Below are 12224 nucleotides of genomic sequence, written 5' to 3'. Positions count from 1 at the left end.
AAAATTCAATAAAGATAAATTTTTTTAATTTTATATTAATAAAAAAACACAGATTATTATCATCTGTGTTTTTATTTAAAATTGATTTTAAATGTTGTGAATTGATTAAGTTCACTATCTACAGAAATGTAACCTCCATATTGACTCACAATCTTTTCAGCAATTGAAAGCCCTAAACCATTACCACCTTGGCTTCTTGCTCTAGATTTATCTACTCTATAGAAACGATCGAAAATAAATTCTTGATCTTCTTTTGGTATGCCTAAGCCGTGATCGGTAATTTCAATACTTATTTGTTTATTACGCAATTGTGTTTTAATACATATATGCTTTCTCTCTTTATCATATTTCATAGCATTGTCTATAAAAATTAAGATTAATTGTTCAAATTGATGACGATTAATTTGCAAAACTAAAGGTTTTTGTTCTAATTCAATCTCAAATAAATAATCTGGATGCAGTTGTTGAAGTGCCTTAATTCGTGATTGAATTTCTTCATTGATATCAACGTCCTCTTTTTCTAAGGATTGCATATTTACTTTATCTTTGGTTAATAATAATAATTCTTCTACTAGCTTTGTAATTCGATTCATTTCTTCTAATGAAATATTTAAAGATTCTTCTAAAATGTCAGGATCTTTCTTACCCCATCGTTTAATTAAATTTAAATGGCCTTGAATGATTTGAAGTGGTGTTCTTAACTCATGAGAAGCATCTTCAACAAATTGTCTTTGTTGATTAAAAGAGGCTTCAATTTGATACATCATTTCGTTGAAAGTTTCTATTAAATTATCTGTTTCTTTATAACTTGTATCAAGTTCTAATTTATTTTGAAAACCATCGCGTCGTATTTGATTCATTTTATTAGACATTGTTACTAGCGGTTTTGTAATGTTTTTAGAAATGAAATAGCTAATACATGCAGTAATCACTGTAGCGAGTAGACCAAAAACAACAGCAATAATATAAAGTGATTTTACTAAGTTGTTATAATGCTCAAGAGAATGAATAAGTACGCTATAACCTTTAAAGTTTGGACTATGAAGTGGTTCAGTAATAACTAAATATTCTTTTCCATTATTTCGCATTACCTGAATTCGATCGGTCTTTTGTAAATTGTTGTTAGGTATAAACTGAATTGTACTTTCATTAGATGATTTCATTATTCTTTGACCTATATGATTGTAAATAATGACTTCTTCATAATTTTCTAATGAAGCACTTAAATCTAATATCGATATATTATTAATCGGACGCGTTTGAATTAAATTGACAATATCACTTAAACTATGTTCTGCTTCCTCCACTTCTCCTTCTCTTAAAGTATCTTTTAAGAAAAATATAATAATAAGACAAAATAAAATAATTGTCGTAAACATAATCAATGTAGTGATTGTCATCCATTTATATTGTAATGTATGATTTTTCATTATCGAATCACATATCCTACACCACGAACAGTTTCAATGACTTTCTCTTTATTAAAAGGTTTCAATTTATTTCTTAAATATCTGATGTATACATCAACCACATTCGTTTCTACTTCACTATTGTATCCCCATACATGATTTAAAATTTGTTCACGTTGTAATACGTGATTGCGATTCGTTGCTAATAGATACAATAAATCATATTCAGTTTTAGTAAAATCTAATTGCTTGCCATCAACAGTTACTTTAAATGCATCAATATCTATTCTGATACCATTGATATCGATAATATCTTTATGAGGCTGACGACGTAATACAGCGCGAATTCTTGCAAAAAGTTCCTCAATTTCAAAGGGCTTTACTATATAGTCATCTGCACCATAATCTAATCCAGTCACTTTATCGTAAGTATCACTTTTAGCAGTGATGATAATAATTGGTGTTGATTGCACTTGGCGTACACGTCGACAAATTTCTAGTCCATTTATATTTGGTAACATTAAATCTAAAATAATTAAATCAAAATCGTTATTTAATGCTTTTTCTAAACCAGGTTCCCCATCATATTCGATGTCTACTTTATAACCATCATGTGTTAATTCTAATTCAAGAAATCTGGCTAAATTTTGTTCATCTTCTACGATTAAAATATTAGTCATTTTTTCAGACACCTCTTTTTTAATAAACGTATGACTTCTCGTAATATAACCAATATTTTATCATAAAAATTATTTGTTACTAGAATGAATAAAATAAAAAGTAAAATTTTAATTGACAATCATTATCAATAAGTTATAATATTAATTGAAAATGATTATCAATTAATTCTAAGTTTCCCCTATAATTCAAAATACTTAGAATTATAATCATTTTCAAGCCATTCCCCCCTTAATTTATGTGTCCGTAAATATTAATAAACGTTCGTTTTAAAACGATACGTAAATAATAAATAAGTGCGCCAAATAAGGCGCACTTATTTATTGTTTATAAGATTGTAGGCTCATGTAATCCTTTTAATACTAAAGTTGAAAGAACGATACAGAAAGCACCTCCGATGATTCCTGCAATAATATCAGTTGGATAATGTACGCCTAAATAAACTCTTGAAATAGAAATGAGTAAAATAAGTGCCGCACATAGTCCGATAATAACACCTTTTGTACTTCCTGATGCTCTACGTTGGGCAATATACATTGCACTTCCAAAAAATGAAGTCGAACCCATTGCATGTCCACTAGGAAAACTAAATCCAGAAATATCAATTAAACGTAGTAATGTTGGACGTTCGCGATCAAAAATATTTTTTAGTAAAGGATTTAATATACCTGATAGTGACATAGTGATAACAAAAAATAAAGCTTCAATTTTGTAACGTTTAAGCATTAAATAAGCAACAAGCATTAATGACAAACAAACCATTGCCCATACTTCCCCAATTTTTGTTGCACCTAATAAAATAGATGTAGTAATAAAACTCTCCGATGCATAAATAAATTCATATACTTCATTATCAATCCATTTGCCTAAACGTGATTCATGGAAAAATGCAATGATGCCAAAGATTAATGTAAAAACAATGAGCAATGTAATGCGTTTCGTTCTATTCATCAATTGGTCCTCCTATATTAAAGCGCATCGTTCAAGATTTTATTAAATAAGTCTTCTTTAGTATAACTTTCTTTATAAGATTCCATTTGATGAATAATATCATTACGGTGAGACTCAATTTGTTTTAGTTGTTCGAGTAATTTGAATTGTGTAAGTTGATCTTCTGGAATCATTTTTCCATATCCTTTGGATTCAAAATATTTAGCATTGTCAATTTGATCTCCTCTAGATTGATCAAGTCCTAGTGGTATTAGCAACATTGGGATTCTTAAAGTCAAGAATTCATAGATAGCATTAGAACCTGCACGACTTACGACTGTGTCTGTAATCGATAATAAATGCGTTAATTCTTCTTTAACAAATTCATATTGGATATATCCTTTTTGTTTATAAGACTCATCTACTAATCCATGCCCCGTCAAATGAATGATTTGATAATCATGTAGTAAAGCTTCAAGATTCTCTCTAATAATATCATTTAATTTTTTACTACCTAGGCTACCACCCATAACAAGTAATACTTTTTTATCTGAATCAAACCCTGTTATTTCATAACCTTTTTGTTGATTACCTTCTTTTAAATCTTCTCTAATTGTTGCTCCTACAAAATCAGCTTTATCTTTAGGTAGATATTTAAGCGTATCTTCAAATGTTGTATATATTTTTTTTGAAAATTTTAAAGATATTTTATTTGCTAAACCAGGAGTTAAATCTGATTCATGAATAATGGTAGGAATATTCAATGAACGTGCTGCTATAACAACAGGAACAGAAACAAATCCTCCTTTAGAAAATAATAAGTCAGGCTTTTCTTTTTTTAGAACGCGACGGGCATCTAAGATACCTTTTAATACTTTAAAAACATCTTTTGCATTTTCAAAAGATAAATAACGACGTAGTTTACCACTTGAAATTGGGTAATATTTAATATTCGAAATTTGTGATTCAATCATTTCTCGTTCTATTCCGCTTTTAGAGCCAATATAAAAAACTTGATGTCCTTTTTCTAATGCAGTTGGAATTAAACTTAAGTTCACAGACACATGGCCTACTGTGCCGCCTCCGGTAAACGCAATTTTAGACATGATTATTAACCTCTATTCTTATATGTTTTTATAATATGCATAGAATGGTGCGCCTCTATTGAATGGATGATAGTCAATTTCTGTTTCTCCTACTTTTTGGAAACCAAATTTCTCGAATAAACCTTGAGCGGGTTTATTTAATGCAAAAGTATCTGTCAGAATCACATGGATATGATGTTCTTCTGCTAATTTAACTGCAAAATCAAATAATTGAGTTGCTGCACCTTTATAATCTTTAGAACCAACTAATCTATGAATAACATAAGCGTTATTTCTATCAACTGGCCATTCTAAATCATCATACCACTCTGATTGTTGTTGGTCGACAACAATAAATCCATAAATAGTGTTATTTTCTTCTAAAACATATAATGTCTTAGTATCAATATCTTTCTTAAAATGTTCAGTAGCTGGGTACTTATCGTCCCACTGATTATTCCCAAATGATTTCATTAAATCTTTTGCTTCTGACACTAATGTTTCGATTTGATTAATATCTTCATGTTTACCTAGTCTAATCATATAATAGATATTCCTTTCTATTTTATTAATTTTAATAATTTATCTAAGACCGTGTCTTCATTATTTGATTTTTCAACTAATAATTGAGTGAATTTTTCATTTGTTTTGGTATCAAATTTTCCCGTTTCAGATAGTTGATTATTTGATTGGAATAGTTTAATAGTATTAGCTAATTGATTATCAAATTGGTTTGATTCATCTCCGTTATAATAACCTAAAGCATCTAAACCAATTTTTATTGATTTAACATTTTTATTATTATCGCCAACAGAATATGTTTTATCAGACGGAATAACACTTAATGATTGATACTTAGGAGAATCAATTATAACATCTGGTCTAATACCTTTTCCATGAATATAATGATCATCAGGTGTTAACCATTTCATTTGTGTATATTTTAATAATGAGCCATCTTTAAGTTCTCGTGTGGTTTGAACGATTCCTTTACCAAATGTTTTTGAGCCATACACTTTAGCTTTATGATGATCTTTCATTGCTCCTGTAAAGACCTCTGACGCACTTGCGGAACCTTCATTTACTAAAATACTCACTTTCATATCTTTAACATCTTTTAAAGCATCATTAGAAGTTTTAATTGCTTCTTTATCATTGCCTTTTTCAAGTTGAACAACAGTCTGACCTTTATCAATAAAAATATTAGCCATTTTAACTGCCTCATCTAATAATCCACCTGGATTATTACGCAAGTCTAAGATGATATTTCGAACACCAGCATTATGAGCTTTTATAATTGCAGATTTTAATTCACCCGCAGTATTCTGTTGGAATTTAGTAATCGTAAATACACCTATGTTACCTTTTTTCTTATATTCCACACTTTTAACATGAATTTTACCACGTTTAATGTTAATATCTTTTTCTTCAGAACCGCGTTTAATAGTTAACTTAACATTTGAGCCTTCTTTACCTCTTACCACTTTAACAACTTGATCTAAAGGTTTACCTACCACTGACTTGCCATTAACTTTTGTGACAATATCTTTAGGTTGAAGGCCAGCTTTTTCAGCAGGAGAATCTTTCATGGGACTTGTAATCATAATATCTTTATTTTTCTTTTGCATTTCTGCACCAATACCTACAAAATCTCCAGATACATCTTCATTAAAGCTCTTTGTTTCAGACTTTGTCATGTATTCAGAATATGGATCTTTTAATTCTTTTACCATACCATTAATCGCAGCTTCAGAAAGTTTACTTGAGTTTTGTTTTTTGTAATAATCTGTATCTAACGTTTTATATGCAAATTCTATTTTTTTCATTTCTTGACGTTCTTCTTTAGTTAAACCACTTAATTTATGATTGATTCCTATCGTCGCAAATACAGCTATAATCGTTGTAATGATAATAACACTTAATAAAATTAAGATAAACTGCCATATTGTCAAATGCATCTTTTTTTTAGTAGATGCATATCTTTTTTCATCTGATTGTCCGTCATGGTGCTCCTCAGAATGATTATTCATAAAATCACTTCCTCTAATTACATCTTGTCTCTTATCATTTTTTATAAAGACATACCTAGTATGTCTTTATTTTTGAGCAAACGCAAATTATAAGAAATTGTATTTCTTAATTAGATAAAAATAAAAAGAGTGGCATATAAATCTAAAATTAAGATTTATATGCCACTCCATATCATATTTAGACATAAAACGAATTTAAATTAGAATTTTAACCATTCTGTATATTCTTCATATAAATCATCAAATACGGACATAGGTAACGTAATGTCACTTTGCATTTCGATATAGTCTGATAATATGTTGAAGTCACTTTCATGTTTTGGAAACGATAAGTCATTGAAAATGTCTTCGGCTAATTCACCTTTATCATCTTTACGTCCTCTAACCGTTAAGGCAAATTGATAAAATGAATGATCTTTCATTAGCTCATTGTCACATCGACAACTTTAGTTTCACCTTTAATAACAGCTTTAACATCATCGAGTGAAATAGATTCTGTTTGATCAGAATTTGTAATAATAATAGGTGAAATAACTGATTTGGCATTATTTCTAATAAATTCTAAATCGAATTTGAGTAGAGGGTCGCCTACTTGTACTGTATCACCACTGCTAACAAGTACATTAAATCCTTCACCGTCTAACTGCACCGTATCTAAACCAATGTGTACTAAAATTTCAAGACCATTTTTAGTTTTTAAACCAATTGCATGTTTTGTTGGAAAAACATTATCAACTTTTCCAGCAACTGGGGAAACTACTTCACCTTCAGTAGGATTAATACCGAAACCTTCACCCATCATTTTTTGGGCAAATACAGGATCTGGTATATCTTCAATTTTGACATATTCACCTGTTAATGGTGCATATAGTTGAGTTTCTTTATTGACTTCTTTATCTTTACCAAATAATTTTTTAAACATTATTCATCGCTCCTATTTATTAAAATGTGGAATCAAATCGCCATATCCTAATTCTTCTAATTTTTCGTATGGAATAAATTGAATGGCTGCAGAATTAATACAATAACGCAATCCGCCACTTTCTTTTGGGCCATCATTGAATACGTGACCTAAATGACTGTTAGCATCTTCTGATCTAACTTCAGTTCGAATCATACCAAATGATTTATCTACGAGTTCAACAATTTCATCATCATCTAATGCTTTTGAGAAACTCGGCCAACCACAATCAGATTCAAATTTCTCTTCAGAAGTAAATAAAGGCTTACCAGAAATTTTATCTACGTATATTCCTTTATCAAAATGATTCCAATATTCATTTTGAAAAGGAGGTTCTGTACCATTTTCTTGAGTAACAAGATACTCCATATCATTTAATTCGCTTTTATCTTTTTTAATCATTTTGAGACCCCCAATGTGATTCTATAAATGCTTTTCTACCAGAACCGCGTTGATATTGCTCATAATGCATAGGATTTTTTTTATAATAGTCTTGATGGTAATCTTCTGCTGGATAAAAGTTTTTGTAAGGAAGAACTGGTGTGATGATTGGTTTTTTAAAAATACCTTCTTCATTTAGTTGTTGGATTTTTAATTCGGCAGCCTTTTTTTGTTGTTCATCGTGATAAAATATTGCTGGTTCATAGCTTTCGCCTCTATCAAAAAATTGCCCTTTATTATCTGTCGGGTCAAATATTTTAAAGTAAACATCTAAAATATTTTCAAATGACGTAATATCTGGATTATAAGTAATTTGAACTGCTTCTCTATGACCCGTTTGATTTGAACATACTTGTTCATACGTTGGATTTTCTATATCTCCGCCGCTATAACCTGATACGACATCTTCAATACCTGGGTAAGATGTAAAGGGTTTAACCATACACCAGAAACATCCTCCTGCTAATGTTGCATATGCCATTATATTACCTCCTCTATCTTTCTTTAAATTTACGATATAATGATATTAAATTAAAGTAATTAACTCAGAAATCAATAACTTAAGTGACCTATTATTTATCTATTATCCTCTAACTACGACAAGACCGATAGCGCCTTGACCAGTGTGTGTAGAAATGACTGGTGTCGTTACATTAACATCATAGCTTTGTTGTCCAAATGCTTCATTAAATTGATTTTTTACTTTTTCAACAAATTCAATCGTATTTGCATGTGCAATACCAATCGATTGAATAGTATGATTTTCAATAAATTTAGCAATTTCTTTTTTTAGATATTGAATACTAGAATTTTGAGTACGAGAATTATGTACGATTTCTAAATATCCCTCTCTAAGTGTTCCTATCGGTTTTATTTTCATTATATTTCCGATTAAACCTTTTGTTTTACTGATGCGTCCACCTTTAATTAATTGATTGAGTTGGCCAATAACAACAAATAGTTTAATATTTTTCTGCAAGTTTGAAATATGTTTAATAATTTCTATACTTGAAAGATTAGTATTTACAAGTTCTACTAAACGTTGAATTTGGTATGCTAATCCAAATGAAATTGATTTTGAATCAATCACATTTACTTTTGCTTCAACCATATTGCTCGCTTGTAAAGCAGTCTGATATGTTCCACTTAATCCTGAAGACATATGAATACTAAAGATTTCTACATCGTCATTGTCATTATCAAGTTGTTCATATAATTCAATAAATTTACCAATTGATGGCTGACTCGTTTTGACGTCAGCGTTTTCTTCAATACGTTTAATGTACTCCTCAGATGAGATATCTACTTGATCTACAAATGATTCTTTATCAATAGTTAAATTTAATGGAACGACATGTATGTTATGTTGATTTAAATATTCAGCTGATAAATCTGAGGTAGAGTCTGTAACGATTACTTGTTTAGTCATAATTTCTCCTCTTAGTTTATTTTATTTTCGTACTAAATGTAAAAAGGTATGTGGAATAGTATTTTTTTCATCAAGTTGACCCTCTTCAGAAGATGCAACCGTCCAATCTTCAAATGTGTAGGGAGGGAAAAATGTATCACCTTGATGTTTTCCGTCTACTACAGTGATATACATATCGTCAACTTTATCAATCATTACTTCAAATAATGTTTGGCCACCGAAAATAAAAACATGACCCTCTAAGTTGTAGATATCATCTATTGTGTGAATCACTTCAACGCCGTCAGGTTTAAAATTGTTATCACGAGTTAAAACTACATTTTTTCTATTTGGTAATGGTTTGCCAATAGATTCAAATGTTTTTCTACCCATTACAAGTGTATGGCCAGTTGAGAGTTGTTTTACATGTTTTAAATCATTTGGAATATGCCATGGTAGAGCATTTTTATAACCAATGACACGTTGTTGATCATGTGCCACTAAAATTGACAATGTCATTTATCATATCCCCTTTTAGTTTATTTTTAATTAAAGATAGATTACACAGCAATGGGCGCTTTAATTGCTGGATGAGATTGATAATCTACAAGTTCTAAATCTTCATAATTAATATCAAAGATTGATTGTTCAGAGTTTATTTTTAATGTAGGAGGTGCAAAACTTTCTCTAGAAAGTTGAGTCTTGATTGCCTCTATATGATTAGAATAAATATGTGCATCTCCAAAAGTATGAATGAATTCTCCAACTTCTAAATTACATTCTTTAGCAATTAAATGCGTAAGTAATGCATAACTTGCAATATTAAAAGGCACACCTAGGAAAATATCTGCACTACGTTGGTAAAGTTGACAACTTAATTTGCCATCTTGTACATAGAACTGAAACATTGTATGACATGGTGGTAATGCCATACTATCAATTTCAGTCGGATTCCATGCTGAAACAATGTGTCTTCTCGAATTAGGATTTGTCTTAATTTGTTGAATAACTGTTTTAAGCTGATCGAAATGATTACCATATTGATCTACCCAATCACGCCATTGTTTTCCATAGACATGTCCTAAATCACCATATTTTTTAGCAAAAGTATCATCATTTAACACTTTCTCTTTAAATTTTTTCATTTCCTGTTGGTACATTTTATTGAAATTTTCATCTTTTTGAGAACGATGTCCAAAATTTGTCATATCTGGACCATGATAATCTTCAGATTGAATATATTTTTCAAAAGCCCATTCATTCCAAATATTATTATTATATTTTAATAAATACTTAATATTAGTATCTCCTTTTATAAACCACAATAACTCAGTAGCAATAAGTTTGAAAGATACTTTTTTTGTAGTGAGTAAAGGGAATCCCTTCGTTAAATCGAAGCGGATTTGATGTCCAAATTTAGAAATGGTACCTGTATGTGTTCTATCATCACGTTGATTACCAATTTCTAAAATGTCATTACATAAATCGTGATAAGCCGAATCAAAAGGATTGAGCATATGTACATCTCTCCTAAATTTTATATTAATTATCATTATACTAGAAAATAGAAAGATATTGAATGAATTATATTATTGAGTATATATTATTTCAAAACATTTTTATATTTAAAAATCTCCAATAATAAATTATCTTAGTTTGATAATTTATTATTGGAGATGCATATTAAGATAGAGTAAATTAGTCTAATAATATTAACAATTTTCGTCGAAAGCATCTTTAATATCCATACAAATATCTTGAATATCTCTACCTTCAATATGTTCACGCGGAATAAAATGTTTTAATTCTGTACCTTTAAATAAAGCATACGAAGGGCTTGAAGGTACTTGTTGGATATAATCGCGCATTGTTTGCGTTGCTTTTTTATCTTGTCCAGCAAACACTGTGACTTTATGTGTTGGCTTTTTATCATTTTGATCAGCAACTGCTACAGCGGCAGGTCTCGCTAGACCAGCAGCACAACCACATGTAGAATTAATAACAACAAATGTTGTTTCGTCATCTTTAACATTGTTCATATAGTTTGATACATCTTCACTTGATTCTAAACTTGTAAAACCATTATCAGTTAATTCAGAACGCATTTGTTGTGCTAGTTCATGCATATATTGTTCATACGGATTCATATAAAAAACTCCTTTAATGTTTATTACGATTAGCAATTTGTTTCCATACGGAACCTAATGCTTCATCGCCATTTTCAATTCTAGAAATTGCCATTTCCACTTGAAGTTTTACTTCGTAAGCATTGTCGTTCGCATGCGCTCTTAGAGATGCGAGTTGCGCTTTGCCACCTTCTTCAAATAAAAACATTGCAGCTCTCCAACGAACAATTTTTTGTGGATCATCAAGTGCTTTTTCCATTTCTGGCAAAGCTTCTTTATAACCTAAATCACTGATACAGTCTCCAGCTGTACGTCGAATAGCAGGATGCTTATCATTTAATCCTTTATACAAATATGGCAATATTTCTTTACTTTCAATCATACCAAATAAAACAATCGCTTGACGTCTTAATGGTAACTTATTTTCATTTAAGGCTTGCTCTAAGAGTGGAATATCCTCAAGTGTTGGTGTTGGAAATTCTGTTAACATTCTGAGACGTACTTTCCAGTCTGATTCATTCAAGTACTCCTCGTATGAAACATGTTGATAAAAATGAGATGTACTTTTCGTTTGCTTAGATAAAGCTTGAACGACTAATTGTTCCAATCGACTTTTTGGATACAATGCAATGATTTCTTCATAAACTTCTTCCATAACTAAAGAAAGTTCTCCATAACGTAAACCAACCTCTTTCCATTTTCTAAGAAAAATAACATTATCATCATCTTCTTGTGCTTTAAGCATACTATTGATAAAGATATCAGGTAGTTGTTTACGTATTTCTTCATGAGCATTTGTTAATTTAATTTGATATGGGATATTTTTAAAAGTGAGTATCTCTGCTTTCACTTCTCCATAGTGTTCATCAAACTGAGATGATTGACTAATCGTTTCCTCTTTTTGAAGTGACGCAGTAATTTGAGGTAATACCTCTTCCCAATTTGCTTTCGGATACTTATCAATAGCTAAAAAGTCAATTACATGAAATATAGATTTAACATCTTTAATTTGTAATAAGTCATTAATAAAATCAGGTTGAGATGTTTTGACTTCTGTATATGTGTTCGACTGATTATCAGCACGCTTTTCACTTAAAACGATTTTCATTGTATTTGGGCTTGGTGTTGGTTCAATTTTTAATATTTCCACTACTGT

14 protein-coding genes and 1 pseudogene are annotated in these 12224 nt (G+C 30.1%); all 15 read right to left on the bottom strand.

All coding sequences use genetic code 11. The features are described from left to right. Window positions 1–71 precede the first annotated feature (71 nt). Complete coding sequence (locus NST64_RS06710) at window positions 72–1379, bottom strand: HAMP domain-containing sensor histidine kinase (RefSeq protein WP_369962953.1); 1308 nt, start codon at window positions 1377–1379, stop codon at window positions 72–74. A 50-nt stretch (window positions 1380–1429) separates the two neighbouring features. Beyond that, window positions 1430–2089, bottom strand: coding sequence for a response regulator transcription factor (locus NST64_RS06705; RefSeq protein ID WP_002449906.1), 660 nt, complete (start codon window positions 2087–2089; stop codon window positions 1430–1432). A gap of 325 nt (window positions 2090–2414) precedes the next feature. Further along, entirely contained in the window at window positions 2415–3038 is a 624-nt protein-coding gene (locus NST64_RS06700) for a phosphatase PAP2 family protein (RefSeq protein ID WP_002455341.1), read from the bottom strand. 17 nt (window positions 3039–3055) lie between these two features. Next, complete coding sequence (locus NST64_RS06695) at window positions 3056–4123, bottom strand: undecaprenyldiphospho-muramoylpentapeptide beta-N-acetylglucosaminyltransferase (protein ID WP_049437772.1); 1068 nt, start codon at window positions 4121–4123, stop codon at window positions 3056–3058. A gap of 18 nt (window positions 4124–4141) precedes the next feature. Beyond that, the gene (locus tag NST64_RS06690; protein WP_049437774.1) at window positions 4142–4645 is read right to left on the bottom strand and encodes a GNAT family N-acetyltransferase; all 504 of its coding nucleotides are present in this window, start codon (window positions 4643–4645) and stop codon (window positions 4142–4144) included. 17 nt (window positions 4646–4662) lie between these two features. Further along, window positions 4663–6048, bottom strand: a pseudogene (locus NST64_RS06685) (S41 family peptidase); the annotation flags it as partial. Between the two features lie 284 nt (window positions 6049–6332). Further along, window positions 6333–6554, bottom strand: a complete 222-nt coding sequence (locus NST64_RS06680; protein WP_002449915.1) for a YozE family protein — start codon at window positions 6552–6554, stop codon at window positions 6333–6335. Further along, on the bottom strand, window positions 6554–7054 hold the full coding sequence (locus NST64_RS06675) for a PTS sugar transporter subunit IIA (RefSeq protein WP_002449797.1): 501 nt from the start codon (window positions 7052–7054) through the stop codon (window positions 6554–6556). Before NST64_RS06675 ends, NST64_RS06680 begins: the two co-directional genes overlap by 1 nt. Window positions 7055–7066: 12 nt before the next feature. Further along, window positions 7067–7495: a peptide-methionine (R)-S-oxide reductase MsrB gene (msrB, locus tag NST64_RS06670; RefSeq protein ID WP_002488510.1), complete on the bottom strand. Its 429-nt coding sequence runs from the start codon at window positions 7493–7495 to the stop codon at window positions 7067–7069. Continuing rightward, on the bottom strand, window positions 7488–8015 hold the full coding sequence (msrA, locus tag NST64_RS06665; RefSeq protein WP_002449733.1) for a peptide-methionine (S)-S-oxide reductase MsrA: 528 nt from the start codon (window positions 8013–8015) through the stop codon (window positions 7488–7490). The genes msrB and msrA overlap by 8 nt, the downstream gene beginning before the upstream one ends. A gap of 102 nt (window positions 8016–8117) precedes the next feature. Beyond that, on the bottom strand, window positions 8118–8963 hold the full coding sequence (locus NST64_RS06660) for a DegV family protein (protein ID WP_002449849.1): 846 nt from the start codon (window positions 8961–8963) through the stop codon (window positions 8118–8120). Window positions 8964–8984: 21 nt separating this feature from the next. Next, window positions 8985–9461, bottom strand: a complete 477-nt coding sequence (locus NST64_RS06655; protein WP_002449764.1) for a dihydrofolate reductase — start codon at window positions 9459–9461, stop codon at window positions 8985–8987. A gap of 41 nt (window positions 9462–9502) precedes the next feature. Further along, window positions 9503–10459: a thymidylate synthase gene (locus NST64_RS06650; protein ID WP_002455336.1), complete on the bottom strand. Its 957-nt coding sequence runs from the start codon at window positions 10457–10459 to the stop codon at window positions 9503–9505. A gap of 195 nt (window positions 10460–10654) precedes the next feature. Next, window positions 10655–11089 carry a bacilliredoxin BrxA gene (gene brxA / locus NST64_RS06645; RefSeq protein ID WP_002449818.1) on the bottom strand — a complete coding sequence of 145 codons (435 nt, stop codon included), beginning with the start codon at window positions 11087–11089 and terminating at the stop codon, window positions 10655–10657. Window positions 11090–11102: 13 nt separating this feature from the next. Then, window positions 11103–12218: a conserved virulence factor C family protein gene (locus tag NST64_RS06640; protein ID WP_002455334.1), complete on the bottom strand. Its 1116-nt coding sequence runs from the start codon at window positions 12216–12218 to the stop codon at window positions 11103–11105. Window positions 12219–12224 lie beyond the last annotated feature (6 nt).

The organism is Staphylococcus sp. FSL W8-1268 (genome assembly GCF_038003965.1).
Classification (GTDB): Bacteria; Bacillota; Bacilli; order Staphylococcales; family Staphylococcaceae; genus Staphylococcus; species Staphylococcus hominis.
Note: the sequence above shows the minus strand (reverse complement) of the source record. Positions and strands in the feature narration are given on the sequence as shown.